Source organism: Paenibacillus thermoaerophilus (genome assembly GCF_005938195.1).
Classification (GTDB): Bacteria; Bacillota; Bacilli; order Paenibacillales; family Reconciliibacillaceae; genus Paenibacillus_W; species Paenibacillus_W thermoaerophilus.
Genome location: NZ_VCQZ01000001.1, coordinates 257,641 through 283,273 on the forward strand (window position 1 = coordinate 257,641; position 25,633 = coordinate 283,273).

At 62.8% G+C, this 25,633-nt stretch carries 23 protein-coding genes and 1 pseudogene; 18 read left to right on the plus strand and 6 right to left on the minus strand.

Annotated features, from left to right (window positions below; translation table 11 throughout):
• Window position 1: 1 nt before the first annotated feature.
• The 12 genes and pseudogenes from priA (at window position 2) to spoVM (ending at window position 13,031) form a co-directional block, all read left to right on the plus strand.
• The gene (gene priA, locus FE781_RS01175; protein ID WP_138787790.1) at window positions 2–2,461 is read left to right on the plus strand and encodes a primosomal protein N'; all 2,460 of its coding nucleotides are present in this window, start codon (window positions 2–4) and stop codon (window positions 2,459–2,461) included.
• Window positions 2,462–2,492: 31 nt separating this feature from the next.
• Window positions 2,493–2,978: a peptide deformylase gene (gene def / locus FE781_RS01180; protein WP_138787791.1), complete on the plus strand. Its 486-nt coding sequence runs from the start codon at window positions 2,493–2,495 to the stop codon at window positions 2,976–2,978.
• Window positions 2,979–2,988: 10 nt separating this feature from the next.
• Window positions 2,989–3,936: a methionyl-tRNA formyltransferase gene (gene fmt / locus FE781_RS01185; protein ID WP_246067982.1), complete on the plus strand. Its 948-nt coding sequence runs from the start codon at window positions 2,989–2,991 to the stop codon at window positions 3,934–3,936.
• Entirely contained in the window at window positions 3,933–5,312 is a 1,380-nt protein-coding gene (gene rsmB, locus FE781_RS01190) for a 16S rRNA (cytosine(967)-C(5))-methyltransferase RsmB (RefSeq protein WP_138787792.1), read from the plus strand. The genes fmt and rsmB overlap by 4 nt, the downstream gene beginning before the upstream one ends.
• 86 nt (window positions 5,313–5,398) lie before the next feature.
• Window positions 5,399–6,457, plus strand: a complete 1,059-nt coding sequence (gene rlmN / locus FE781_RS01195; RefSeq protein ID WP_138787793.1) for a dual-specificity RNA methyltransferase RlmN — start codon at window positions 5,399–5,401, stop codon at window positions 6,455–6,457.
• Entirely contained in the window at window positions 6,454–7,254 is an 801-nt protein-coding gene (locus FE781_RS01200) for a Stp1/IreP family PP2C-type Ser/Thr phosphatase (RefSeq protein WP_246067976.1), read from the plus strand. Before rlmN ends, FE781_RS01200 begins: the two co-directional genes overlap by 4 nt.
• Window positions 7,251–9,326, plus strand: coding sequence for a Stk1 family PASTA domain-containing Ser/Thr kinase (gene pknB, locus FE781_RS01205; protein WP_138787794.1), 2,076 nt, complete (start codon window positions 7,251–7,253; stop codon window positions 9,324–9,326). The genes FE781_RS01200 and pknB overlap by 4 nt, the downstream gene beginning before the upstream one ends.
• A gap of 1 nt (window position 9,327) precedes the next feature.
• Window positions 9,328–10,227 (plus strand): ribosome small subunit-dependent GTPase A, encoded by a 900-nt coding sequence (gene rsgA / locus FE781_RS01210; protein ID WP_138787795.1) that lies wholly within the window; start codon window positions 9,328–9,330, stop codon window positions 10,225–10,227.
• Between the two features lies 1 nt (window position 10,228).
• Window positions 10,229–10,897, plus strand: coding sequence for a ribulose-phosphate 3-epimerase (gene rpe / locus FE781_RS01215; protein ID WP_246067977.1), 669 nt, complete (start codon window positions 10,229–10,231; stop codon window positions 10,895–10,897).
• Window positions 10,894–11,178, plus strand: coding sequence for a hypothetical protein (locus FE781_RS01220; RefSeq protein WP_138787796.1), 285 nt, complete (start codon window positions 10,894–10,896; stop codon window positions 11,176–11,178). The genes rpe and FE781_RS01220 overlap by 4 nt, the downstream gene beginning before the upstream one ends.
• 145 nt (window positions 11,179–11,323) lie before the next feature.
• A pseudogene (locus FE781_RS01225) lies at window positions 11,324–12,578 on the plus strand (transposase); the annotation flags it as partial.
• Window positions 12,579–12,950: 372 nt separating this feature from the next.
• Window positions 12,951–13,031, plus strand: coding sequence for a stage V sporulation protein SpoVM (gene spoVM, locus FE781_RS01235; protein ID WP_138787861.1), 81 nt, complete (start codon window positions 12,951–12,953; stop codon window positions 13,029–13,031).
• 335 nt (window positions 13,032–13,366) lie between these two features.
• Here the strand turns inward: spoVM and rpmB are convergent, their stop codons facing one another.
• On the minus strand, window positions 13,367–13,555 hold the full coding sequence (rpmB, locus tag FE781_RS01240; RefSeq protein ID WP_138787798.1) for a 50S ribosomal protein L28: 189 nt from the start codon (window positions 13,553–13,555) through the stop codon (window positions 13,367–13,369).
• Between the two features lie 175 nt (window positions 13,556–13,730).
• Between rpmB and FE781_RS01245 the strand changes: the two genes are divergently transcribed.
• From FE781_RS01245 to FE781_RS01270, 6 genes are all read left to right on the plus strand, one after another.
• The gene (locus tag FE781_RS01245) at window positions 13,731–14,090 is read left to right on the plus strand and encodes an Asp23/Gls24 family envelope stress response protein (RefSeq protein ID WP_138787799.1); all 360 of its coding nucleotides are present in this window, start codon (window positions 13,731–13,733) and stop codon (window positions 14,088–14,090) included.
• Window positions 14,091–14,128: 38 nt separating this feature from the next.
• Entirely contained in the window at window positions 14,129–15,859 is a 1,731-nt protein-coding gene (locus FE781_RS01250; protein WP_138787800.1) for a DAK2 domain-containing protein, read from the plus strand.
• Window positions 15,860–15,904: 45 nt separating this feature from the next.
• Complete coding sequence (locus FE781_RS01255) at window positions 15,905–16,774, plus strand: DegV family protein (protein ID WP_138787801.1); 870 nt, start codon at window positions 15,905–15,907, stop codon at window positions 16,772–16,774.
• 1 nt (window position 16,775) lies between these two features.
• Complete coding sequence (recG, locus tag FE781_RS01260; RefSeq protein ID WP_138787802.1) at window positions 16,776–18,833, plus strand: ATP-dependent DNA helicase RecG; 2,058 nt, start codon at window positions 16,776–16,778, stop codon at window positions 18,831–18,833.
• A gap of 128 nt (window positions 18,834–18,961) precedes the next feature.
• Window positions 18,962–19,249, plus strand: a complete 288-nt coding sequence (locus tag FE781_RS01265) for a stage VI sporulation protein F (RefSeq protein WP_138787803.1) — start codon at window positions 18,962–18,964, stop codon at window positions 19,247–19,249.
• Window positions 19,250–19,378: 129 nt separating this feature from the next.
• Window positions 19,379–20,239: a hypothetical protein gene (locus FE781_RS01270; protein WP_138787804.1), complete on the plus strand. Its 861-nt coding sequence runs from the start codon at window positions 19,379–19,381 to the stop codon at window positions 20,237–20,239.
• Window positions 20,240–20,359: 120 nt separating this feature from the next.
• On the opposite strand, the gene ptsP is transcribed toward FE781_RS01270, so the two are convergent.
• The 5 genes from ptsP to FE781_RS01295 form a co-directional block, all read right to left on the minus strand.
• A complete protein-coding gene (ptsP, locus tag FE781_RS01275) occupies window positions 20,360–22,096 on the minus strand; it encodes a phosphoenolpyruvate--protein phosphotransferase (protein ID WP_138787862.1) in 1,737 nt (578 codons plus the stop codon).
• Window positions 22,093–22,365 (minus strand): HPr family phosphocarrier protein, encoded by a 273-nt coding sequence (locus FE781_RS01280; protein ID WP_138787863.1) that lies wholly within the window; start codon window positions 22,363–22,365, stop codon window positions 22,093–22,095. The genes ptsP and FE781_RS01280 overlap by 4 nt, the downstream gene beginning before the upstream one ends.
• 126 nt (window positions 22,366–22,491) lie before the next feature.
• Window positions 22,492–23,952: a PTS transporter subunit EIIC gene (locus FE781_RS01285; protein ID WP_138787805.1), complete on the minus strand. Its 1,461-nt coding sequence runs from the start codon at window positions 23,950–23,952 to the stop codon at window positions 22,492–22,494.
• Between the two features lie 51 nt (window positions 23,953–24,003).
• Window positions 24,004–24,489 carry a PTS sugar transporter subunit IIA gene (locus FE781_RS01290; RefSeq protein WP_138787806.1) on the minus strand — a complete coding sequence of 162 codons (486 nt, stop codon included), beginning with the start codon at window positions 24,487–24,489 and terminating at the stop codon, window positions 24,004–24,006.
• 14 nt (window positions 24,490–24,503) lie between these two features.
• Window positions 24,504–25,367: a PRD domain-containing protein gene (locus tag FE781_RS01295; RefSeq protein ID WP_138787807.1), complete on the minus strand. Its 864-nt coding sequence runs from the start codon at window positions 25,365–25,367 to the stop codon at window positions 24,504–24,506.
• Window positions 25,368–25,633 lie beyond the last annotated feature (266 nt).

The following is a 25,633-nucleotide window of genomic DNA, read 5'->3' on the forward strand; positions in this document are numbered from 1 at the left end:
GATGTTCGCTCGAGTCATCGTCGACGTTCCGTCCCGCCAGACGGACCGGCCGTTCGATTACCGGGTGCCCGCCCATTTGCGCGATTGGATCGGCGTCGGCAGCAGGGTCGAGGTGCCTTTCGGCCCGCGCATGCTGCAAGGCATCGTGACGGAACTGCGGTCCGATACGGATCAGTCGCTCGACAAGCTGAAGCCGGTATCCCGCGTTCTGGACCCGGAGCCGGCGCTGACGCCGGAGCTGGTCGAGCTTGCGTTCTGGATGAGCGGAACGTACGTATGCCCGGTCATCGGCTGCCTGACGGCGATGCTGCCGGGCGCGATCAAGGCGAAGGAGCGGCGCGTGCTTGTCGCGGTCGACGGCTTCCCGGGCGATTCGCCGTCCGGCTTGCTGCCCGATCAGGAAGCGGTGCTCTCGCTGGCCCGGAGCCGAGGCGGCGTAACGGCCGAGCAGCTCATGGAGCGCGGACTGGCGTCCGCGGAAACGCTCCGCGACCTGCTGCGGCGGGGGTGGCTGCGGGAACGCCGGGAAGTCAAGGATCAACTGAAGGCGAAAAAGCAGTTGTTCGTCAGACGGCGCGTCTCCGAGGAGGAGCTGCGGGACGCCCTGGCGGGCTTGCCGGCGCGCTCGACGTCGCAGCGCCGCGTGCTGGAGGCGGTTATGCGGACGCCGGAGCCGGTCGCGATGGCCGACATCGCCGCGTCGCTCCAGGTGTCGCCGCAAACGGTGCGGGCGCTGGCCGCCAAAGGCTGGCTGGATCTGGAGGAGCGCGAGGTGTACCGCGACCCGTACGCGTCAAGGACGTTCGCGCCGACCGCTCCGCTGCCGCTCACGGAGGAGCAGGCGGCGGCGCTCGGCGCGATCGAAGGCGCGGTCCGCGGCCGGACGCCGGAGCGGTTCCTGCTCCACGGCGTCACCGGCAGCGGCAAGACGGAAGTGTATCTGCAAGCGATCGCGGCTTGCCTCGACATGGGGCGGGAAGCGATCGTGCTTGTTCCGGAGATCGCGCTGACGCCGCAGATGGTGGAACGGTTCAAGGGCCGGTTCGGCGCCCGCGTCGCGGTGCTGCACAGCCGGCTGTCGCAAGGGGAACGCTACGACGAATGGCGCAAGATCGCGCGCGGCGAGGCGTGCGTCGCCGTCGGCGCGCGGTCGGCCGTGTTCGCGCCGTTCACCAATCTGGGGCTGGTTATTATAGATGAGGAGCACGAGGCTTCGTACAAGCAGGACGAAAGTCCGAAATACCACGCGGCCGAGATCGCCGCTTGGCGGTGCCGGCAGCACGGGGCTCCGCTCGTGCTGGGGTCGGCGACTCCGTCGATGGAGACGTACTTCGCGGCGTCGCCCAGGGACGGCCGGAGACCGTCCGTCCGGCTGCTGCGGATGCCGACCCGGGTGAACGGCCGCCCGCTGCCTCCGGTGCATATCGTCGATCTGCGGGAGGAGCTTCGCAGCGGCAACCGGTCGATGTTCAGCAACCGGCTGCGCGATGCGATCGCCGCCCGGCTGGAACGGCGCGAGCAGGCGGTGCTTTTTCTGAACCGGCGGGGGTACGCGACGTTTGTCATGTGCCGGTCCTGCGGATATGTGGCGGGGTGTCCGCATTGCGACATCTCGCTGACGTACCACCAGCGGGCTTCCGCCTTGCGCTGCCACTATTGCGGCCACGCCGAGCGGCTTCCCCTCGAATGCCCGGATTGCGGCAGCTCGCACATCCGCCATTTCGGGACGGGAACGCAGCGGGTGGAGGAAGAGCTCGGACGGGCGTTTCCCGGCATCCGGGTGATCCGTATGGACGTCGACACGACTGGCGAAAAGGGCGCGCACGAGCGGCTGCTCGACGCGTTCAAGTCGGAAAAGGCCGACGTGCTGCTCGGGACGCAGATGGTGGCGAAAGGGCTCGATTTTCCCAAAGTGACGCTGGTCGGCGTCGTGACCGCGGACACGATGCTCAATATCCCCGATTTCCGGTCCGCCGAACGTTCGTTTCAACTGCTGACTCAGGTCGCCGGACGCGCCGGCCGGCACGAATGGCCCGGCGAAGTGATCATTCAGACGTATACGCCGGAGCACTACGCCGTTCGGGCGGCGGCGATGCACGACTACGAAGGATTCGCGGCGCAGGAGTTGCAGTCGCGCCGGCTGAACCGCTACCCCCCGTACGCGAAGCTCGCGCTTGTGAGTATGTCCCATGAAACGCCGGCGACGCTGCTGCGGATCGGGGAACGGCTGGCGGCGTTGATCCGGGAACGGGCCGGAGCCGCCCCGCTGGAGCTGATGGGCCCGGTCGCGTCCCCGATTCCCCGCATCAAGGACCGGTACCGATTCCAGATTTTGCTGAAATTCGCCGCCGGATTGCCGGTTTCCTCCTGGATCGCCGGCGCGCTGAACGATCTGGAGGAGACGATCCGCCGGGAAAAACCGCAAATCGCCGTCGACATGAATCCGCATACGCTATTATAAATGACAAATCCCATGAAAAGAGGTATGCCCTATGGCTATTCGCATGATCGTCAAGGACCCGGACCCGGTTTTGCGCGAACCGGCTCAAACGGTAACGAAATTCAACGCCAATCTGCACAAGCTGCTCGACGATATGGCGGAGACGATGTACGACGCGCCCGGCGTCGGTCTGGCGGCGCCGCAGGTCGGCGTCTCCAAGCGCGTGATCGTGCTCGATCCGGGCGACGACGAGACCGGCCTGATCGAGATGGTCAACCCGGAGATCGTCGAGAAATCGGGCGAGGAGATCGGTCCGGAGGGATGCCTCAGCATTCCCGGGCTGCAGGGCGACGTGAAGCGGTACACCCGCATCGTCGTGAAAGGGCAGGACCGCCACGGCCATCCCGTCGAGATGGTGGCGACGGATTATCTCGCGCGAATTTTCCAGCATGAGATCGACCATTTGAACGGCATTTTGTTCACGGACATAGCCGTTCGGGTATACCGGCCCGAGCGCGGCGAGGAAGTCGAGGATTGAGCGGATGCCGATTCGGGTCGTGTTTATGGGGACGATCGATTTTTCCGTACCGTCCCTGAAGGTGTTGCTGGAAGAAGGGTATGAAGTTGTCGGCGTCGTGACGCAGCCCGACCGCCCCCGCGGCCGCAAGCGCGAGCTGACGCCGCCGCCGGTCAAAGTCGAGGCGCTGAAGCACGGGCTGGACGTGTTCCAGCCGGAACGTCTGCGGACGCCCGAGGCGGTCGAGCGGGTGCGGGAGATGAAGCCCGATCTGATCGTGACGGCCGCCTACGGGCAAATTTTGCCCAAATCGATCCTGACGTTGCCGAAGCACGGCTGCATTAACGTGCATGCGTCGCTGCTTCCCCGCTACCGGGGCGGCGCGCCGATCCATTATGCGGTCATGAACGGCGATCCCGTCACGGGTGTCACGATCATGTACATGGCCGAAGGTCTCGACACGGGGGATATGATCTCCCGCGTCGAGGTGCCGATCGGGCTTGAGGACACGACGGGCACGATGTTCGAGAAGCTCGCCCGTGAAGGGGCGGAGCTGCTGCGGCGCACGCTTCCCGGACTGCTGAGCGGCCAGATCGAAGCGGTGCCGCAGCGGGAGGAGGAAGCGACCTACGCGCCGAACATTACGCGGGCCGACGAAGAGCTGGATTGGACCCGCCCGGCGGTCCAGTTGTTCAACCGGGTCCGGGGGCTGAATCCGTTCCCGGGCGCGTTTACGTACTGGAAGGGCCATGTTCTGAAAATATGGGCGTCGACTCTTGCCGACCGCGCGCTGCCTGCGGAAGCGAAGCCCGGCGAAGTGCTCGCCGTTACGGAAGCGGGGATCGACGTGGCAACCGGCGACGGCGTGCTGCGCATCACCGAGCTGCAACCGTCGGGCAAGCGGGCGATGAACGCGGCGGAATTTTCCCGCGGCGGCCAGATGGCGCCGGGCGACCGGCTCGGGGAGCGTCCGTCATGACCGGCCGCGCTCGTCCGCCTCGCGCCCGCATGTTGACGGCGCGGGAGATCGCCCTGGATATTTTGACCCGCGTGGAGACGGAAGGCGCCTACAGCAATCTGCTGCTGAACGAACGGCTGCGTTCTTTGAAGCCCGCTCCGCAGGAAGCGGCGCTGGCGACGGAGCTGACCTACGGCACGATCCAGCGTTTGCTGACGCTGGACTACTTCCTGGACCGCTACGTCAAGAAAGGAATCGCCAAGCTGGAGCCCTGGGTTCGGGCGCTGCTGCGGCTGAGCCTGTATCAACTGCTGTACATGCCGCGCATTCCGGAGCACGCCGCCGTAAGCGAGGCGGTTGCGATCGCCAAGCGCCGCGGGCATGCGGGCATCGCGGGCGTGGTGAACGGCACGCTCCGGACGATGCTGCGGGAGCGGGACAAGCTGAAGCTGCCCGAGGGATTGCCGGCCGCGGAGCGCATCTCGCTGGCCGAGTCCCATCCCCGCTGGCTGGTCGAACGGTGGATCGGCGCGTTCGGCGAAGCGACGGCGGAGGCGATGTGCCGGGCGAACAACGAGCCCCCGCGCATCAGCGCCCGCGTCAACCGGCTGCGGGGCACGCGCGAGAGCCTGCTGGACGAGCTTCGCGCCGGCGGCCGGGACGCCGCGCCGTCCGAGGTGTCGCGGGACGGGATCGTCGTCGCGGGCGGGGGCAATCTCGCGCTGACCGACTGGTACGCGTCCGGCCGCTTGAGCGTGCAGGACGAGAGCTCCATGCTCGTAGCCGAAGCGGTCGCGCCGGAGCCCGGCATGAACGTGCTGGACGCTTGCGCGGCGCCCGGAGGCAAAGCCTCCCATCTCGCCGAACGGATGGGAGACCGCGGCGCGGTGTGGGCCTGCGACGTGCACGAGCACAAGGTGGCGCTGCTGCAAGCGCATGCCGAACGGCTCGGGCTGTCCAGCTTGCGTCCGGTGTTGTCCGACGCGCGCGAGCTGTCCGGGCGGTTCGGGCCGGAGAGCTTCGACCGCGTCCTGCTGGACGCGCCGTGCAGCGGGCTTGGGGTGCTGCGCCGCAAACCCGACGCGCGCTGGCGCAAAACCCCGGACGAAATCCGCTCCCTGACCGGATTGCAGAAGGAGCTGCTGGATTCGGTGGCGGGGCTCGTCGCCCCGGGCGGACTGCTCGTCTACAGCACCTGCACGACGGAGCCGGAGGAGAACGAGCTTCAGGTGAGGGCGTTCCTGCAGCGGCATCCGCAATACCGGCTGTCGCCGTTCCCGGCGGATTCGCTTCCGCCCGGCCTTGACGGCGGCTCCGGCACGGTGTCGATTTTGCCGCATATGTATGGAACGGACGGTTTTTTTATCGCCCGCATGCAGAAGGGGCCTGCTCTGTGATACAATGAGAGGAAAACGTCCGGGCCCGCCGCCGCGCCGACTGGCCGACCCGCGGGCTGAATGGGAAGAAAGGCATAGACTCGCATATGTTACCTATCGTTTACGACTATACGCTTGAAGACTGGCAGCAATGGGTCAAGGCCCAGGGAGAACCCGCCTTCCGCGCCGGCCAAATTTTCGATTGGCTGTATGTGAAGCGGGCCATGAGCTTCGAGGAGATGACCAACCTGCCCAAGTCGCTGCGGGCGAAGCTGCAGGAGCAGTTCCGCTTCGTCGCGCTGGAGGAGCTGGCCCGTCAGGAATCGAAGGACGGCACGGTCAAGTTTTTGTTCGGGCTGTCCGACGGCAACGCCATCGAGACGGTCATCATGAAGCACAATTACGGCAACAGCGTGTGCGTCACGACGCAGGTCGGCTGCCGCGTCGGCTGCACGTTCTGCGCTTCGACGCTGGGCGGGCTGAAACGCGATTTGGCGCCGGGCGAGATCGTCGCCCAGGTCGTAAAAGCGCAAAAAGCGCTGGACGCTTCCGGACAGCGCATCAGCAGCATCGTCGTCATGGGCATCGGCGAGCCGTTCGAGAACTACGACGCGACGATGAAGTTTCTGCGGATTGTGAACCACGACAAGGGCCTGAACATCGGCCAGCGTCACATCACCGTCTCGACGAGCGGGATCGTGCCGAACATTTACCGGTTCGCGGACGAGAACACGCAGATCAATCTCGCAATCTCGATCCACGCTCCGAACGACGAGCTCCGCTCCAAGCTGATGCCGGTCAACCGCCGGTTTCCGTTTGCCGATCTGATTCAGGCCTGCAAATATTACGTGGAGAAGACCGGCCGCAGGCTGACATTCGAGTATGCCCTGATCGGCGGCAAAAACGACCGCGTCGAGCATGCCGAGGAGCTGGCGAAGGTGCTCTCCGAGAACCTGCCGCTGCCGCTTGTTCACGTCAATCTGATTCCCGTCAACTTCGTCATGGAGCGCAACTACACGCGCACGCCGCGCGACGAAATTTTCGAGTTCCAGCGCACGCTCCAGAAATATAACGTCAACGTTACGATTCGGCGGGAGCAAGGCAGCGACATCGCAGCCGCGTGCGGCCAGCTTCGGGCGAAACACATGGATGCCAAAGCGAGGTGAACGCTCGTTTGAAAATCGCGAACCGAACCGATATCGGCAAGATCCGCAAAATCAACGAAGACCGCTCCGCCGTCCTCCCCGAACTGAACGGGTATGCGCTGGCGCTTGTCGCCGACGGCATGGGGGGGCATCAGGCGGGCGACGTGGCCAGCCGGATGGCTGCGGATATTATCTGCGGCGAACTGTCCCGGAGACGGCATGAATTGCCCGGGAATTCGCTCGAGAAGGTGCTGCTGGAAGCGATTCGCAAGGCGAACGACGACGTGTACGCGTTCTCGAACAGCCAGGCTTCCTACTACGGCATGGGCACGACCGTCGTCGCGGCGATCGCGTCCGTCCGGGAAGCGACGATCGGGCATATCGGCGACAGCCGCGCGTATTTGTACCGGGCGGCGGACGGAGGACTCATCCAGTTGACGGAAGACCATTCGCTCGTGAACGAGCTGCTTCGCAGCGGCCAGATCACGGAGGAAGAAGCGGCGACGCATCCCCGGCGCAACGTGCTGACGCGGGCGCTGGGCACGGACCCGCAGGTCGAAGTCGATATCGAACGCGTCGAGTGGGGGCCTCGCGACATTTTGATGCTGTGCAGCGACGGACTGAGCGGGCTGGTGAGCGGCGAGGAGCTTCTGGGCATTCTGGCCAGCTCGGACGACCTGGAGGCGAAGGCGGACCGGCTCGTCCAAAGCGCGCTGGACGCGGGCGGCGAGGACAACATTACGGTCGTGCTGCTCGCCAACGAAGATAACCAGGGACGCGACGAGGTTCAACCGACGCAGGAAGGGGGAGCGCCATGACGGATGAGATCCTGGGCGGACGCTACCAACTGCTGGAACGGGTCGGCGGCGGCGGCATGGCCGTCGTCTACAAAGCGCAAGACCGGCTGCTGAACCGTTACGTCGCGGTCAAAGTTCTCCGCCAGCAATACGTGCACGACGAGGAATTCATCCAGCGCTTCCGCCGCGAAGCGCAATCCGCTGCTTCCCTGTCCCATCCGAATGTCGTCAGCATCTACGACGTCGGCCAGCAGGGCGAAGTGCATTACATCGTGATGGAGTACGTCGAAGGCACGACGTTAAACGCGCTGATCAAGGAACGCGCCCCGCTGCCGGTCGAAGAAGCGGTCCATATCGCCTCCCAGATTTGCGACGCGCTCGACCATGCGCACACCAACGGAATCATTCACCGGGACATCAAGCCCCACAACATCCTGATCGGCCGCAACGGCCGCGTCAAAGTCACCGATTTCGGGATCGCCAAAGCGGCCGATTCGAGCCAGCTTACGCAGACCGGATCGGTTGTCGGTTCCGTTCATTATTTCTCCCCGGAGCATGCCAAAGGCGTGGCCGCGGGCGCGCAGTCGGACATTTACTCGCTCGGCATCGTCATGTATCAGATGCTGACGGGCAGCCTCCCGTTCAGCGGCGAAAGTCCGATCAGCGTCGCGCTCAAGCATCTGCAGGAAAACGTCGAGGACCCGAGGACGCTGAACCCGCTTATCCCGCAGAGCGTCGAGAACATTATTTTGCGGTCGATGCGCAAGAGCCAGGAGGAGCGGTACCGGAGCGCCCGGCAAATGCTCGACGATCTGGAAGTGTGCCTGACGCCGGAACGGCGCAACGAGCCCAAGCTCAGCTTCTCGCCGGTGTACGCCTACGATCCGGAGACCGGGGACGGCGACGACGAGCAAACCCGGATCATGCCGGCCATTCGCGGCGCGGCCGAAGCCGGCGAGCGGAAAGAGCAGGAGCGGAGGCCGGAACGCGGCGAATCGTCCATGCCGAGATGGATGAAGCCGATCCTGTGGCTCGTGTTTGTCGTCGGGCTGCTGGGACTTCTCTGGTGGGGCATGCAGACGCTGCTCGACCGGCTCACCCCCGAGGAGAGGCAGGTGCCGTCCGTCATCGGCATGCTGCAGGCCGACGCGGAGCAGGCGATCCGGGATGCCGACCTTATTCCGGTGATCAAGGAGGAGCCGCACAAGGAGATGGAGAAGGGCCGGGTATTCGACCAGAAGCCGGGTCCGATGCTCGTCAACATCAATAGCACGGTGACGCTGTACGTCAGCACGGGGAGCGAGCTGCAGGAAATTCCGGACCTCGTCGGCCACAAGCTGGAAGACGTGCTGAACGTCGATCTGCCGACGGCGGGGCTGTCGAAGGAAAACGTGAAGACGGAGGACGTGTTCTCCGACAAACCCGAAGGCGTCGTGGTCGAACAGACGCCGAAGGCGGGAGAGATGTACGATCCCGAGGACAAATCGCTTCTCATCAAGCTGAAGGTGAGCAAGGGGCCCGAAAAAATCACAATGCCCGATCTGTCCGGCAGGACGCTCGATCAGGCCAACGTGATCCTGCAGCAGCACAAACTGGTGCTGCCGCATGACGCGGTCGAGGAAGCGCCGAGCTTGACGGTGCCGAAAGGCCAAATCTGGAAGCAGGAGCCGAGAGCCGGCGAGCAGGTGAAGCCGGGACAATCCGTCACGCTGCTGCTCGTCAGCGCCGGCGCTCCCGCCGACGCGGCCCAGGGCGATATTCAGATTCAAATCAATCCGCTGAAGGAAGGGCAAAAATCGGAAGTGACGATCCGGTATTCGGACGCGCAGCACGAATCGATGACCGAATGGGGCAAACGCACGATCGACAAGCCGATCGCGGTTACCGTTCCGGTCACCGTCACCCGCGACAAGCCGGCCGTGATCGAAGTGCTTCTCGACGGCAACGTCGTCAGCCGCATCACCAAGACGTACTCGGATTTGACCGGCGACCGCGCGGCCAACGCGCAGCCGGCGGACCAGACGAATCAAGGCTCCGTTCCGCCGGGTTCGCCCAAGGCGACGCCGAGCGCGTCTCCGGAAGGAGCACGATGACATGCCGCAAGGATTAATCGTCAAAGCGCTCAGCGGATATTATTACGTGCGGCCGGACGAGGGCACGGATATCGTGCAATGCAGGGCCAGGGGAATTTTCAAGAAAAGAGGGGAATCCCCGCTTGTCGGCGACCGCGTCGACTTCGAGTTGACGGAGAACGGCGAAGGAACGGTGGTAACCCTGCATCCCCGGCGGACGGAGCTGATCCGCCCGCCGGTCGCCAACATCGATTTGGCGGTGCTCGTGTTTTCGGTCGCGGAACCGGATCTGAATTTGCAGCTTTTGGACAAGTTCCTCGTGCATACCGAGCAAGCGGGACTGGATACGGTCATCGTCCTGTCGAAGATTGATCTGGTGCGGCAAGCGGACCGCTTGCCGGAAGAGATCGAGCAGGCGCGGCGGCTGTACGAATCGATCGGCTACGAGGTGATTCCGCTCAGCGCCCGGGAGGGCGGCGACGGCGTCGAACGCGTCCGCAAGCGGCTGGCCGGATCGATCGCCGTATTCTCCGGGCAATCCGGCGTCGGCAAGTCTTCGCTGCTGAATGCGATCGTGCCGGGCCTCACGCTGGAGACGAGCGAGATCAGCCATCGGCTCGGACGCGGCCGCCACACGACCCGGCACGTCGAGCTGGTGCAATTGCCGGGGGGCGGTTACGTCGCGGATACGCCCGGGTTCAGCCAACTCGATTTTTTGTCGCTGGAGCCGGAAGATCTCGGAGCGATGTTCCGCGAGTTCAGGGGACTGTCGGCAGGCTGCCGCTTCCGGGGCTGCCTGCACAGCAAAGAACCCGGCTGCGCCGTCCGGCAAGCCGTGGAGGAAGGGACGGCCGCGGAGAGCCGTTACCGCCATTACCTGAGCTTCCTCGAAGAGATGAAAGAACGCAGACGGAGGTACTGATTTGAAACGGAAGCCTATAGTGGCGCCGTCGATTCTGTCCGCGGACTTCGCCCGTCTGGGCGAAGAAATCCGCGATGCGGAGTCGGGGGGCGCCGATTGGATTCATGTGGATGTGATGGACGGCCATTTTGTCCCGAATCTGACGTTCGGACCGCCGGTGCTGGCGGCGATCCGGCCCGTGACGAAGCTGCCGCTGGACGTCCATCTGATGGTGGAACGGCCGGACGCTTTGCTGGAGGACTGCGTCAACGCCGGCGCGGACTGGATCTCGGTCCATGCCGAGACGTGTCCCCATCTTCACCGGACGTTGACGCGGATTCGCCAGTTGGGCGTACGTCCGGGGGTCGTCCTGAACCCCGCTTCGCCATTGGCGCTTATCGAGCATGTGTTGGAGGAAGTCGACCTGGTGCTGCTGATGACGGTGAATCCCGGATTCGGCGGTCAGTCGTTTATTCCGGCCGTGCTGCCCAAAATCCGCGAGCTGCGCGCCCGGCTCGACGCGGCGGGACGCCCGGACGTGCTGATCGAGGTCGACGGCGGCATCAACGCCGAGACCGCCCGGCTTGTCGCCGAGGCGGGCGCGGACGTCCTGGTGGCGGGCAACGCCGTCTTCGGCCACAAAGACCGCGCCGCAGCGATCGCGGACATCAGACGGGGGGCAACGCGATGACGGGCATTTTGAAGGCGGGCGGATATGCCGTCCTGGCGGGGGTCTCTCTCGCCGCGTTCACGCATAACGCCGGCGGCGGCTTATTCAAATACGCGTTTTCGCTGCTGGCTCTGGTCATCGCTATCCGCTTTTTCCGGTCCCATGACGGGCTGGGAATCCGAATAGGCTTTGTTTTGACCGCCATCGTGTTCAGTTTTATTTTTTCTCTGATGTATTCGATGCTTGCGCTCGCGTATGGCTGGCCGCTCGATCCGGCTTTTACGGAGACGGGCGGGCCATAACCCGGCATACCGGCTTGAGGGCTGTCCCAAAAGGGTCATGAAAATGACCTGAGGGGCAGCCCTGTTTTTGTTTTTGTAAAACAAAAAAAACGTTCTTTGGTAAAATGGAGGTGCCATCCAACCATCTACGAAAGGAACGGTTTCTTTGTACATTGAATATGACATGGATCAGCTTTGTTTGCCAATGGATTTGGAGACGGATATTCCTGAAAACCATCTCGTACGCGTGGTGAATCACGCGGTGAACGTCTGAGCGACACCTTGTTCGACGCCGCCTATCCCGGCGGCGGCCGGCATAGTTATCACCCCAAAATGCTGACCAAAGTCATCATCTACGCCTACACACAGCGCCTCTATTCTTCTCGCCAGATCGCCAAAGCCGTCCGCGAAAACATCATGTTCATGTGGCTCGCCGGCCGACGGCAAGAGGATGCCGAGCACGACGGAGCGGATCTGCTGGAGCTTGGCGAGTCGTCGGAGCTCACGGCTGACCGGCTGGAGCAGGCCGTTCAGCGACTGGAGGAAAAACTGCAGGAGAAGCCCAAAGACAAGCCGCTCAAGAAAGCGGTTCGTTTGCCGCGGAAAGACTTGTTGCCGCGTCTGCAAAAATACGAGCATCAAGAAACGCTTTTTGGTGAACGGAACAGCTTCAGCAAGACCGATCCGGATGCGACGTTTATGCGGATGAAAGAAGATCATATGCGAAACGGCCAACTGAAGCCGGGCTACAACGTGCAGATCGGAACGGAAAACCAGTTCGTGCTCGGCTACAGCGTCCATCAGCGGCCGACAGACACGAGATGTCTAAAACCGCATCTGGAGAAGGTCAAAGAAAAGCTGGGGAAGCTGCCGGGGACCGTCATTGCGGACGCAGGCTATGGAAGCGAGGAGAACTACGCCTATCTGGAAGAGGAGCACATCCACGCGCTCGTCAAATACGGCACCTACCACAAAGAAAAGAGCAGGGCCTGGAAAAAAGACATCGGCAGGAGCGACAACTGGAGCTACAACTGGAGCTACAACGAAGAGGAAGACAGTTGGACTTGCGCAGCCGGGCAGAAACTCACGTTCCATTACGAAAGTAAAACGACGACGGAGAGCGGCTACGAAATACGGACGCGCCATTACCGGAGCGCAAACTGCGAAGGCTGTCCGCTTAAAGCGGCATGCACCAAAGCCAAAGGCAACCGAGAGATATCCGTAAGCCTGACGTACTGGCGACAAAAGAAGGAAATGCGGGAGCGTCTGCAGAGCGAGGACGTTACAGGCTGTCCGTCCGCCGCATGATCGAGCCGGAGAGTGTATTCGGCCAAGTGAAAAACAACCGGGGATTCCGGCGCTTTCTGCTTCGAGGCTTGGACAAGGTAAGCCTCGAGGTCGGCTGGCTTTGCCTTGCCCATAAAACTGCTTAAGAAAGGAGCTATAGACCAAAAACGCAAACGGGACGAAGCAGGAAATGCCTCTGCTTCGTCCCGTTTGGCTATTTCGGCTTCATTTCAGCTTTTCATTTCAGCTTCAGAAGGGCTTTTGGGACAGCCCCTTTTGCCGTTTTATTGAAATCCGGTTCCGAACCGCCGCCGACGCATCGGGGATGGCGAACATAAAGCGAGGTCTGGCCGAATAAACATAAGATAACGAGGCTGGATAAACGCACGCGGCGACCGTTGCGGCCGCCCGGCCATGTCAGGATGCCAGCGGCCACCCTGCGCCGGCATCCGCCGATTCGCGTCTCAGCCGGCAACGCTTAGCGCCAACCTGAAGGAGGGATAAGGGTGAAATTTTACACGATCAAGCTTCCCAAGTTTCTGGGCGGCTTCGTTAAAGCCATCCTGAATTCGTTCAGCAAAAACTGAGCGCCCGGCCATCGGCAAAACTCATAACGGGGCGGCGGCGTCGGCGGGAATCCCGGGGCGTCGTCCGGACTGTTCGCGAACGGCGCCGGCAAGGCCGCGATCAGCCAAAGAGAGCGTACCGGCGGGGATCTCCAGCGACGGATTCCGCAGCCGCGAATCGGCTTCCGGCAGCCGGCAGAGAGCCGCGAATCCATGTGGCCCGAGGATCGGGCGCGCGGTTTCCGACCAAACAAAAAAGCACCCGAATGGAGGTGCTTTTTCTTCATAAACGGGTTGTATAAGGATCGCAAGCGGCATCCGCGCCTTTGTCGGACAGCGGTGCCGTTTCTCCTTGCTTACACGCGGGTAACGAGACCGGCTTTCAGCGCTTTCGTGCTGACGTAAACGCGCTTCGGTTTGCCGTCCACCAGAATGCGAACTTTTTGCACATTTACGCCCCACGTGCGGCGATTGCGGTTGTTGGCGTGAGAAACGTGATTTCCGGAACCGGGTTTTTTGCCGGTAATAAAGCATTTGCGGGACATGCGGTACACCTCCTATCGAGTGCGTGAGTAAACCTTTCCAAGCATACTTTCTAATGATAGCATATCAGCGAATTCATCGTCAACGGCCTGCAATCGGCCGTCTTTTCATGCAGGAGGGAATATAGTACAATAGAAGCAGTTTGAGCGATTTGACGAGAACAAGGAGTGGACGCCAATGTCGATCCAATACGTCAATGAATCCGGAACCATTCATGTGTCCGATCAAGTGGTCGCCACGCTGGCCGGTTCGGCCGCGCTTGACTGCTACGGCCTCGTGGGAATGGCTTCGCGCAAGCAGCTCAAAGACGGCATTGCGGAACTGCTCCGCCGGGAAAATCTCAGTCGCGGGGTGGAAGTGCGTACGGTAAACGACCGGCTGCACATCGATTTGTATATTATCGTCTCATACGGGACCAAAATTTCCGAAGTCGCCCACAACGTGCAGTCCCGCGTGAAATATGTACTGAACGACGTTATCGGCCTGCGCGTCGATCAAGTGAACATCTACGTGCAAGGCGTGCGGAACATCCAATAGCCGACGGCCTCACAACAACAGGAAGGGGAAGTTATCTGTTGAGCAAGCGTTTGATCTCCGGAACCGATTTCATCCAGATGGTGCTCAGGGCATCTTCAGCTTTGACCTCTCGCGTGAAGGAAGTCAATGCCTTGAATGTCTTTCCCGTACCGGACGGGGACACCGGCACGAACATGAACATGACCTGGAATTCGGGCGTGGAGGAGCTGAAGAAACGCTCGTCCGAGCATCTGGGCAAATGCGCCGAGGCGCTGGCCAAGGGCTTGATGCTTGGCGCCCGCGGCAATTCCGGGGTAATTCTGTCGCAGTTGTTCCGCGGCTTCTCCAAAGCCGTGGCCGAGCTGGCCGAAGCGAACGCCCAGCAGTTGGCCGCGGCGCTTCAGCAAGGGGTCGACACGGCCTACAAGGCGGTGATGAAACCGGTGGAGGGCACGATTTTGACCGTCGCCCGGGAGACGGCCAAACATGCGGTGTCGTCCGCGAGATGGAAACCAGATCTTGGAGAGTTTTTTCAGGAGGTCGTGTCGAAGGCTCGGGAAGCGCTTTCCAGAACGCCGGATTTGCTGCCCGTGCTGAAGCAGGTCGGCGTTGTCGATGCCGGCGGCAGGGGACTCGTGATCCTCTATGAGGCGTTCCAGGAGACGTTGACGGACGCGGGCGAATGGACGGCGCCGCCGATGGAAGCATACGTCGTTGCCGACGAGGCGCCCGCGTCCGCCGATGCCGGCGGACACGCCCCGGCCCAGGCCCATCTGGCGACGGAGGAGATCAAGTTCGGCTATTGCACCGAATTTATGGTTCGGCTGACCCCCGTGCCGGGCGCGCCGGGCAACCGGCGTCCGTTCCGCGAAGCCGAATTCCGCAGCCGGCTGTCGGAATTCGGCGATTCGCTGCTGGTGGTGGCCGACGAGGAATTCGTCAAAGTCCACGTGCACGCGGAGGAGCCGGGCAAAGTTCTGAGCCTGGGCCTGGAGTACGGCGCGCTGGACCGGATCAAGATCGAAAACATGAGGCTGCAGCATACGCATCTGCTGGACGAGGCCAACCGGGAAGCGGCGGCCGCCGTCCGCACGGCCGCGCAGCCGGACACGGCGCCGCAGGCGGCTCGCAAACGGTTCGGGATCGTCGCCGTATCGGTGGGCAGCGGGCTGAAGGATATTTTCTCCAGCGTGGGCGTCGACGTGGTGCTGTCCGGCGGGCAGACGATGAATCCGAGCACGGAAGATATCGTGCAAGCCGCCAGGAAGACGGGAGCCGAGACCGTATTCGTGCTGCCGAACAATTCGAATATCATCATGGCCGCCCGGCAAGCGGCCGAGCTGCTGGACGACCAGCGTCTGGTGGTCGTGCCGACCAGGACGATACCGCAGGGGATGGCGGCGCTCGTCGTCTTCAACCCGGAGGAATCGGCGGAGTTCAACGCCGAAGAGATGGCGCGCGCGGCCGCCGGCGTGCGGTCGGGCCAGGTGACGAAAGCGGTCCGGGACACGGAGCTGGACGGACTGACGGTACGCGAGGGCGCGTATATCGGCATCGCCGATTCCAAGCTGGTCGCCGCCGAGGACGATCTGATCGTCTGCTGCCTGAAGCTTGTAAGCCGCATGCTCGACGACGACCGGGAGATTTTGACCGTCCTGACGGGCGAGGATGCTGATCCGGCGACGACGGAGAGGCTGATCGCGGCGATCACGGAGGAGCATCCGGACGTCGAGCTCGAGCTGCATGACGGGGGACAGCCTCTGTACCCGTATTTGTTCGCCGCAGAATAAAATACGGCCGCGTGAAGCCGGCCGCGAAGGAGCGGAATCGCCGACATGGCACAAGTTCGAATCGTTGTAGACAGTACGGCCGATATACCGGCGGACATCCGCGAGCGTTACCGCATCGGCATGGTGCCGCTGAAAGTGAATTTCGGCCAGGAATCGTACGAAGACAGCGTTACGATCTATCCCGACATGTTTTACGAAAAGCTGGCGGCGGCGCCCGAGCTGCCGACGACGTCGCAGCCGTCGCCGGCGGAATTCGTCCGCGAATACGAGCGAATCCGGGAGGAAACGCCGGGGGCGCAGATCGTCTCGATCCATCTCGCCGCGGTGCTGAGCGGAACGTATCAATCCGCCGTCATGGCCAAATCGCTGATGGAGGAGCCGGGCGTCATCGAAACGATCGATTCCTGCTCCGCCTCCTACGGAATCGGCGTTCTTGCCGTCGAGGCCGCCAAAGCGGCGGAGGCGGGAGCGAGCCTGGAGGAAGTCGTGGAGCTGGTGAAGCGGCTTCGCGAGAATCAGCGGATTTATTTTCTCGTCGATACGCTGGAATACTTGCACAAGGGCGGCCGGATCGGCAAAGCGTCCGCACTGATCGGCTCGCTTCTGAACATCAAGCCGATCCTGACCCTGGACGAGAACGGAACGGTCTCGACGGTGGACAAGGCGCGCAGCTACAAAAAGGCGGTCGCCCGGGTGCTCGAATTGGCCGAGCAAGAAATCACGCGCCATGGCGGAAGCGACCGGATGAAGCTGTTCGTCGGCCACGGGGCCGCGCCCGAGCAGGCCGCCGAGATGGAAGCGATGCTGAAGGAACGGTTCCCGTCCGCGCAATTCAACGCAACCGTTAAAATCGGTCCGGTGATCGGCACCTACACGGGCCCCGGAACGATAGCGGTATTCCTGGAGAAGATGTGAGATGGCGGTTCCGGAAGCGTCTGCCGTCAAGGTCGCCAGCCTCAAAGGAATCGGTCCCCAGCGCGCGGAGGATTTGCGCGCGCTCGGGATCGAGACGGTGGAGGATTTGCTGCTGCATTTTCCGTTCCGCTACGAGGATTACCGGCTGCGCGATCCGTCGGAGCTCAAAAACGGCGAAAAAGCGACGATGCGGGTCAAGCTGGTCAGCGCTCCTCTGCTGCATATGACCGGCCGGAACAAATCGCGGATGACCGCCCGCGTGATGGCCGGGCCGCTGATGGCGACGGCCGTCTGGTTTAACCGGCATTTTCTGAAGGACAGGCTCATTCCCGGCACAGAGCTGGTGCTGACCGGCAAATGGGAAGCCCGCAGGCTGCAGTTGACGGTGTTCGAGACGGAGTTCCCCGATTCGGGTCCTTCTCAAGCCGGCACGCTGCAGCCTGTTTATCATGTCGCGGGCAGTCTGAATCAGCGTTGGATGCGCAAAGCGATCGAATCCGCGCTGGAGCGGTACGGGGCCGGTCTGGACGAATTTTTGCCCGAATCGCTCCGCCTGCGTCATCATCTGATGCCGAGGCTGGAGGCGGTTCGCGCGATGCATCGGCCCGACGGCACGCGCAAGGGAGCGGAGGCGAGACAAAGGCTGGTCTACGAGGAGTTGTTCCGCTTCCAGCTCAAGCTGCACGCGTACCGCGCCATCCAGCGCTCCCGCCAGCAAGGCACGGCCCATGTCTTCGAGCGGGAGCGCGTGCGGGAGTTCGTGAGGTCGCTTCCGTTCGCACTGACGAACGCCCAGAAACGGGTGATTGCGGAAATTTTGCGCGATCTGGAGCAGCCGTATGCGATGAACCGTCTGCTGCAAGGGGATGTCGGCGCGGGCAAAACCGTTGTGGCGGCCATCGCGTTTTATGCGGTCGCGCTGGCGGGCAGGCAGGGGGCGCTGATGGCGCCGACCGAGATATTGGCGGAGCAGCACGTCCGTTCGCTGGAGAAGCTGCTTGCTCCGCACGGCTTGCGCGTCGGCCTGCTGACGGGCAGTCTGACCGAGAAACGACGCCGCGAGATCAAAGCCGAGATCGCGGACGGATCGGTCCATATCGTCGTCGGCACGCACGCGCTCATCCAGGAGGACGTGGCGTTCCGCGATCTCGGTCTTGTGGTGACCGACGAACAGCACCGGTTCGGCGTCGAGCAGCGCAGCACGCTGAGACGCAAAGGCGGCGCACCGGACATTCTGATGATGACGGCGACGCCGATCCCCCGCACGCTTGCGATCACCGCCTTCGGCGATCTGGACGTCTCCACGCTGGACGAGCTGCCCCGGGGACGCAAGCCGGTCAAGACGTACTGGGTCAAGCCCGACATGCTGGATCGCGTCATCGGCTTCATTCGCCGGGAGACGGCCGCGGGGCGGCAGGCGTATGTCATCTGTCCGCTTATCGAGGAGTCGGACAAGCTCGACGTGCAGAACGCCATCGACGTTCACATGCAGTTGACGCAGGCGCTGCCGGGGCTTCGCATCGGGCTTCTGCACGGCCGCATGACGCCCGGCGAGAAGGATGCGGCGATGCGCCGGTTCGCCGCGAACGAAGACCAGGTGCTCGTATCCACGACGGTCGTCGAGGTCGGCGTGGACGTTCCGAACGCGACGCTGATGGTCGTATACGACGCCGAGCGGTTCGGCCTCTCGCAGCTGCACCAACTGCGCGGCCGGGTCGGGCGGGGCGAACACCAGTCGTACTGCGTGCTGATCGCGGACCCGAAGTCCGATACCGGCAAAGAGCGCATGCAGGCGATGATCGAAACGAACGACGGGTTCGAGATCTCGCGCCGCGATCTGGAATTGCGGGGACCGGGCGATTTTTTCGGGACGAAGCAGAGCGGCATCCCCGACTTCAAGCTGGCGGATTTGTCGGCCGATTTCGAATGGATGGAGAAGGCGCGGGACGATGCCGCCCGCTTGGTGGCGTCCGAAGAATTCTGGACGGACGCCGCCTATTTGCCGCTTCGCCACTGGCTTCAGCGCGAAGGCGTGCTGCAAGGGGAATGGATGGATTAAACCGGGGACGGTCCGAGACGGGCGGTCCCTTTTTCGTTGTCCGCGCATCGCAACGCGTTGTCCTTTGTCGTACCGGCGCTGTCCGCGTCATAAACTGACCGTATAACGGTGCGAAAGGGGAAACGTCAATGGGTTATCAGCAATTCGGAATCGAACCCCAACTGGTGGAGCGCGTCAAGAGGAAGCTGAAGCATCCCGAATACAAGGAGCGGGCCAAAGTGGTTCTGCACGGCGTAACGAAAGCCGATCTGCAGGATCGCGTCAAGGTGAAGAAGCTGACGGCGCAGATGTCGAAGGCGATCGGGGAGCCTTTAACCGATCAGCAGGCCGAACGGATCGTGCAATTCGTCATCGCGCAGAAAATCGATCCCAACAACACGTTCCATCTGCTGAAGCTGTGGGGCATGTTCCGATAACGCGCAAATAGGTGCCTGCCCACAGCGCGGCCAGGCCCAGGGTCATATGCTGTGTCATGGGAGCCCTCTTGCGGCTCCCGTACCTTGACGAGAACGGAGTACCGTTCGACGGGACGGGGGATCGCGGCTATGAACAAGGAAAAGGACCTTTGGGGATTGGTAGACGTGTTCGTGGGCGGAACGCTGGAGCGCGACGGGGCGGTCTTGGTCGCGGACAGCGGCGGTCAGCTCGATCCGGAGCTCGGGCGCATACCGTCGGGCAGGCTCCTGCTGCATCAGGGGCTGCGCAGCGAACGTATCGTGTTGGAACGCCAATCGGCTCCGGGCAGCGCCTTCAACACGCTGGAAATTCATCCGGCATTGGCCCGCAAACTCGGCTTGAAAGACGATACCCGATACAAGCTTTCATACGACCCGGACACACGCGTGCTCTACCTGCTGCGCTGGCCCAAAATCCGCAAGCCGGCGGAGTTCCGGATCGATGACAGCCTGCCGCCCGGATATGTGTCGATATCTCCGGATCTGCTCGTCGCGCTTGGCGTGCCCGGCCTGACAAGCCGAATGGTGCTGATGCGCGGCGAGCGCCAGATGGTGTGCGAGCTGGACATTCCGGAGGAGGGGAAACGCGGCGTGTTCGCGCTGCCGCCCGGGAAGGCGAAGCTGCTGCGGCTTACGGACGGCCGCCGCTATTCGCTGCTCTTCGATCAGGTTCGAAGCCGCTTATGGTTGTCCACATCGTCGCTGCGGCCCGCGCCGGCATGGCCGGAGCCCAAGAAGGACGCGCCGGCCGGTTCCCCGACGACGGCCGGGGCCGGAAGCCGCGGCCAGCCGAACCGTTCCTGGGCGGCCGACGAGAGCATTACGGTCGCGGGGTTCCACCGTTCCGACGCGGCTCCCGGGCGGATCGAGCCGTGGGCCTTGCCGGGCCGGCCGCCGCTTCGCGCCGAGGAGGCGTCCGACGCCCACGGCAGGCGCCCGAAGCAGCGTTAACTTCCGCCACGCGAACAACCGGCGTTCCCGCCATACACGGGGAACGCCGGTTGTTCGTTCGGATATCCGAAGCGGCGGCCGGAACGCCTCCGGTCGAGGCGCGCAGCCGTTATTTCGCGTTTAATCCGGATCGGCCAGACCGGGGACGGCTCGCAAGATCAGGGAACGAATCGCATCGGGATCGTCCAGCTTCAGCGCTTCCTCGGCGAGCCGGGACATCTCGCTCCGGTTCAGGCGGGAAATAAGCGCCCGAACGGGCAGGATCGATCCGGCGCTCATGCTGAATTCGTCGAGCCCGAGTCCCAGGAGTAGCGGCACCGCCAGCGGGTTGCCCGCCATCTCGCCGCACATCCCGACCCGCTTGCCTTCGCGTCGGGCCGCTTCGACCACGCCGCGGATCAGTCTGAGCACGGCGGGGTGAAACGGGTCGTTCAATCGGGCCAGCTCCGGGTTCATGCGGTCGGCCGCCATCACGTATTGGACGAGGTCGTTGGTGCCGATGCTGAAAAAATCGACTTCCTTGGCGAACAGGTCCGCGAGGACGGCCGCGGAAGGAACCTCGACCATGATGCCCGCCTCTAGCCTGTCCGGGACCGGGACGCCTTCGCGCCGGAGCTCGCCGGCCGCCGCGTCCAGCAGCGCCCGGGCCTCGCGCCATTCGGCCAACGTGGCGATCATCGGGAACATGATCTTGATGGTCCCGTACACCGACGCCCGCAGCAAAGCGCGAAGCTGGGTGCGGAACAAATCTTTGCGGTTCAGGCAAAGCCGGATGGCGCGCACCCCGAGAAACGGATTGTCTTCCTTCGGAAGCGGGAGTGCCTTCAGCTCTTTGTCGCCGCCGACATCCAGCGTCCGGACGACGACCGGCCGGCCGTGGAAGCGGAGCGCGACGCTTTTGTACGCTTCGAATTGCTCGTCTTCGCCAGGCAGGGCGTCGTGCTGCATATAGAGAAATTCCGTCCGGAACAGCCCGACGCCTTCCGCGCCGTTGTCGGCGGCGGCTTCCGCGTCGAGTGGACTTCCGATGTTGGCGGCCAATTCGACGGAAGCTCCATCGGCCGTGACGGAAGGGAGATTTCGATAGGGAAGCAGCCGGCGGCGTCTTTGCTCGTAGCGGGCTTGCAGCTCGCGGTAACGTTCCAATTCGTCCGGCGACGGATTCGCCAGCAGCTCGCCGGTCGTTCCGTCGACGACGACGACGCTGCCGTTCTCGACGGCCAGAACCCGCTCGCCGATGCCGACGACCGCCGGCAGCCCGAGCGCCCGTGCCAGAATCGCCGCATGGGCGGTCCGGCCGCCGGCGGCGGTGGCGAACCCGGCTGCGGTCCCTTGAAACCGGACCGTCTCCGAAGGGGTCAAGTCGCCCGCGATCAACACGAGGGGGCCTGCCGGCCGGACGCTGCGGTTGCCGTCCGCGCCTGTCAAATGCCCGATCAGCCTTCGGCCCACGTCGCGGATGTCCGCGGCGCGCTCCTTCATGTAATCGTCGTCCATGCTTTCGAGCGTTCCGGCGATTTCCTCCGCCGTCTCGTGGAGGGCGGACTCGGCGTTGCGGCTTTGTTCGGCGACCCGCGTTCGGGCGCGGCCGATAAATTCCTCGTCCTCCAGCAGCAGCAGATGCGCCTCGAAAATTTCCGCTTCCTCGGCTCCCAGCCTGCGGCGCACTTCGTCTATCAGGCCGCGGATATCGGCTTTCGCCGCCGAGACGGCCCGGTCGAGGCGTTCCAGCTCGGCCGCGACATCCGCGACGCTGCGCCGTTCGACGGAGCCGCGCGTCTCACGGTCGAGCACCCAGGCGCGGCCAATGGCGTAACCGGGCGCGGCCGGGATGCCTTTTAACCGGAGCGCGCTCATTTCCATTCAACCTTTTCGATCGGCGATTCGATGATCGCGCCGATCTCGCGAACCGCCTCTTCTTCCCGCTCGCCTTCGGCGATAATCGTAATGACGTTGCCGTATTTCGCGCCCAACGTCAGCACGTTCACGAGACTTTTGGCTCCGACCCGTTTTCCGTCCTTTTCGAGATAAATGTCGCAGGGAAAAGCGGCGGCGGTCTGGACGATTTTGCGCGCCGGACGGGCATGGATGCCCAACTGGTTTTGTACGGTGAATTGCGCTTGCATGGCACTCACTCCCGTTTTATATTTTTATAGGCGGCGATCGAATCGGTCGGTTCGCCGGAATTGCGATAACAACGGAGGCCGCCGGTCAAGGCGGCCTGTCGCCGCTGTTGTTTCCGCGGAGAGGGGTTACTTCTCCAGCCATTTGTCCAATTCGTCGCGAATCCGTTCGGATTCCGGGCCGAAGATAATCTGCACGCTGCCCGAGCCCAGCCGGATCACGCCGGCGGCGCCCAAAGCCTTCAGCGTTTTGTCCTGCACCTGCTTGTCGTCCTTGACGACCAGGCGCAGCCTCGTGATGCAATTGTCAACGCTGATGACATTGTCGGAACCGCCGATCGCATGCAGCACTCGGACCGTTTTGTCGTGCAGCGTGCCCGAGCCTGCCGGTTTGGTTTGACCGCCAGCGGGCTCCTCGTCCTTCTCGCGGCCCGGGGTCGGGATATCGAACTTCGCGATCAAAATCCGGAACAAGAAATAGTACACGACCGCAAACGCCAGACCGACGGGAATCAGAAGCAGCGGCTTGGTCGCCAGCGGATAGTTGACCACGTAGTCGATGAATCCGGCCGAGAACCCGAAGCCGTGCTTGATGCCGAGCTCGTAGGTGATCAGACCGGACAACCCCGTCATCACAGCGTGAATGCCGTACAGCACCGGCGCTACGAACATGAAGGCGAATTCCAGCGGTTCCGTAATTCCCGTCAGGAAGGAAGCGAGCGCGGCGCCGACCATGACGGAGCCGATCGCCTTGCGTTTCTCCGGCTTGGCGGCGTGCACGATCGCCAGAGCGCCGGCCGGAAGGGCGAACATCATGATCGGGAAGAAGCCGGTCATGAACATGCCTGCGGTTTTGTCTCCGGCTAAAAACCGCGTCAGGTCGCCATGCACGACTTTGCCGGCGGCGTCCGTGAAGTCGCCGATCTGGAACCAGGCGATCGAGTTCATGACGTGGTGCAAGCCTATCGGAATCAGCAGACGGTTGCCCGTGCCGAATATGAAGGCTCCGATGCCGCCCAGATCGACGACCCAGCGGCCGAACTTGTCGAGCACCTCCTGGATCGGCCCCCAGACCAGACCGACCGGAATCATGATGATGACCATGGCAATGGAGGTGACGATCGGCACGAACCGTTTGCCGCTGAAGAAGCCAAGCCAATCGGGAAGCTGGATCTTGTGATATTTCTTGTAGAAGAACGCGGCAATCCCGCCGGCGAAGAAGCCGCCGAGCACGCCCATATTCAGCTTCACGTCGGCGCCGACGATGCCGGGGAACGCCGCCGGAACGGCCGCGAGCACTTTGGTCAGCACCATGTACGCGATGACGGCGGTCAGCGCGGCGACCGCATCGCCGGCAAGGCCGATGGCGACGCCGACGGCGAAGATGAGCGGCAGGTTGTCGAAAATGGCAGAGCCGCCGGCCAGCATAAACGGGGCGATATACTGGTTCAGGAACCCCCCGACCGTCTCGCCGAGTTTGAAATCGTTCTCGTAATCGATCGCGCCGAAGCGCAGCAGCAGAGCAAGCGCCGGCATCACCGCAACCGGCAGCATCAACGCTTTCCCGAGTTTCTGCAAAAAAGCGAACATGGGAACAGCCTCCTCCTCACAGGGATAAAAGGATCATGGCGCAGCGTTCGGTCAAGTTTTCAGGGACACCTTCAGAATCGCTTTTTCGTTTTCCCGCACGGCTCCGTATTTGCGCTCGACGCCGGCGGCGATGTCTTCGTTGGCGATCACCACGGGAGTGATCGGGCGGAAGCCCGCTTCGGCGATCGCCTTCGGGTCGAATTCGATCAGCAGTTGGCCGGACCGCACGCGGTCGCCCGTCCGCACGTGAGCGGCGAATCCCCTTCCGCCCAGCGCCACGGTGTTGATGCCGATATGCAGCAGCACCTGAAGGCCGGAATCGTGCTCGACGATGACGGCGTGCCGCGTGTCGATGAGGTGCGCGATCTTGCCGTCGAACGGAGCGGTCAGCCGTCCCGAAGCGGGTTCGATGGCGACGCCGTCGCCCATCATTTTTTGCGCGAACGCTTCGTCGGGCACCTGCTCGAGCGGAACGGACCGCCCTTCGAGCGGCGAGTCGATTGCCACGGTTTGGGTTTTCGAGAACCATTTCCGCATAGGAGAACCTCCTTCTAAGTTGCCGGTGATTGCGGATATTTTTGGAACAAACGGTACAAGTGCATAGCCAGATAAGCCGCTTCGTCGTCTTTCACCGTCGTCTTGAGACGTTCTTCGATGATCGAGGCCATCTCCGATGCGAGCCGGTACACGTCGCCGTACTTCGTTTTGATTTCGTCCAGGAACGGGTTATGCTCCGGCTTTCCACGGGAGATGCGTTCCATGGAGAACCGCAAATGCGCGACCAGGCGGACGTAATCGGGCCCGTCCCGGTCGATCCGGATTCCCCGGCGCCGTTCCAGATAATCGATGAGATCGGACGTCAGGTTCGAGAATTTCATCAACTGTCCGACCGGCACGCTGCTTGCGGCCGCCTGCACGTGCAGGGTCAGGAAGCCGATTTCGTCTTCGGGCACGCGGACGCCGAACGTGTCGGCGATCATCCGGGCCGCTTTTTTCGCGATTTCGTACTCGCGGGGAAAACAGAGTTTCGTTTCCTGCAAATGCGGATTCAGGATGTCCATCCGGTTGCGGAGCCGGTAGACGGCAAACTGAATGTGGCTGGGCAGCGTCACGTATACCTGCGGATTCAGCGACGGGCCGAGTTCGCGCGTGATTTGTTCGATGATCGCGACCGAGACGTTCGCGACCGTCTGGTCGATCGCTTCGAACATGGCGCTGTATCCGTTTGCATGTTGATCGAGCGTATACCTTTTCTCGATCCGCGGATCGTCGGCATCCAAGGCCGCGCCGGCTTTCGCTTCGAAGCCGAGACCTTTGCCGAGCAGAATGTATTCCGTGCCCGTCGCCGGGTTGCGCGCCAGCACCACGTTGTTGCCGATATTCCGCTCGATCCGCAAACGGCTCCCGCCCATCATGCGCTCATCCCTCCAATGGACAGTCTGCGCTTCGCGTTTTCCGGCCATGCCGCCGAAAAAACAGAAAAGCCCGAAAAGAACCGCAGCCAATAGGAACATCTACGGAATCTTTTCGGGCTCATGCCTGCATGACCAGTAACACGCCCAAGCGTATGGGTTGTCGAATTCACTTTCATCATATGAGAAATGCAAACATCCGTCAATGGCCAGTTTTGACGGGGGCGCGCGATCAGGCCGACGGAGCGGGAGCGTCCGCAACGGGGGGC

What these genes read in the sequence shown, in the direction of transcription:
- priA (WP_138787790.1), top strand. Translation starts at nt 2, where the DNA reads ATGTTCGCTCGAGTCATCGTCGACGTTCCGTCCCGCCAGACGGACCGG.
- def (WP_138787791.1), top strand. Translation starts at nt 2,493, where the DNA reads ATGGCTATTCGCATGATCGTCAAGGACCCGGACCCGGTTTTGCGCGAA.
- rsmB (WP_138787792.1), top strand. Translation starts at nt 3,933, where the DNA reads ATGACCGGCCGCGCTCGTCCGCCTCGCGCCCGCATGTTGACGGCGCGG.
- rlmN (WP_138787793.1), top strand. Translation starts at nt 5,399, where the DNA reads ATGTTACCTATCGTTTACGACTATACGCTTGAAGACTGGCAGCAATGG.
- pknB (WP_138787794.1), top strand. Translation starts at nt 7,251, where the DNA reads ATGACGGATGAGATCCTGGGCGGACGCTACCAACTGCTGGAACGGGTC.
- rsgA (WP_138787795.1), top strand. Translation starts at nt 9,328, where the DNA reads ATGCCGCAAGGATTAATCGTCAAAGCGCTCAGCGGATATTATTACGTG.
- FE781_RS01220 (WP_138787796.1), top strand. Translation starts at nt 10,894, where the DNA reads ATGACGGGCATTTTGAAGGCGGGCGGATATGCCGTCCTGGCGGGGGTC.
- rpmB (WP_138787798.1), bottom strand. Translation starts at nt 13,555, where the DNA reads ATGTCCCGCAAATGCTTTATTACCGGCAAAAAACCCGGTTCCGGAAAT.
- FE781_RS01245 (WP_138787799.1), top strand. Translation starts at nt 13,731, where the DNA reads ATGTCGATCCAATACGTCAATGAATCCGGAACCATTCATGTGTCCGAT.
- FE781_RS01255 (WP_138787801.1), top strand. Translation starts at nt 15,905, where the DNA reads ATGGCACAAGTTCGAATCGTTGTAGACAGTACGGCCGATATACCGGCG.
- recG (WP_138787802.1), top strand. Translation starts at nt 16,776, where the DNA reads ATGGCGGTTCCGGAAGCGTCTGCCGTCAAGGTCGCCAGCCTCAAAGGA.
- FE781_RS01265 (WP_138787803.1), top strand. Translation starts at nt 18,962, where the DNA reads ATGGGTTATCAGCAATTCGGAATCGAACCCCAACTGGTGGAGCGCGTC.
- FE781_RS01270 (WP_138787804.1), top strand. Translation starts at nt 19,379, where the DNA reads ATGAACAAGGAAAAGGACCTTTGGGGATTGGTAGACGTGTTCGTGGGC.
- ptsP (WP_138787862.1), bottom strand. Translation starts at nt 22,096, where the DNA reads ATGAGCGCGCTCCGGTTAAAAGGCATCCCGGCCGCGCCCGGTTACGCC.
- FE781_RS01280 (WP_138787863.1), bottom strand. Translation starts at nt 22,365, where the DNA reads ATGCAAGCGCAATTCACCGTACAAAACCAGTTGGGCATCCATGCCCGT.
- FE781_RS01285 (WP_138787805.1), bottom strand. Translation starts at nt 23,952, where the DNA reads ATGTTCGCTTTTTTGCAGAAACTCGGGAAAGCGTTGATGCTGCCGGTT.
- FE781_RS01290 (WP_138787806.1), bottom strand. Translation starts at nt 24,489, where the DNA reads ATGCGGAAATGGTTCTCGAAAACCCAAACCGTGGCAATCGACTCGCCG.
- FE781_RS01295 (WP_138787807.1), bottom strand. Translation starts at nt 25,367, where the DNA reads ATGATGGGCGGGAGCCGTTTGCGGATCGAGCGGAATATCGGCAACAAC.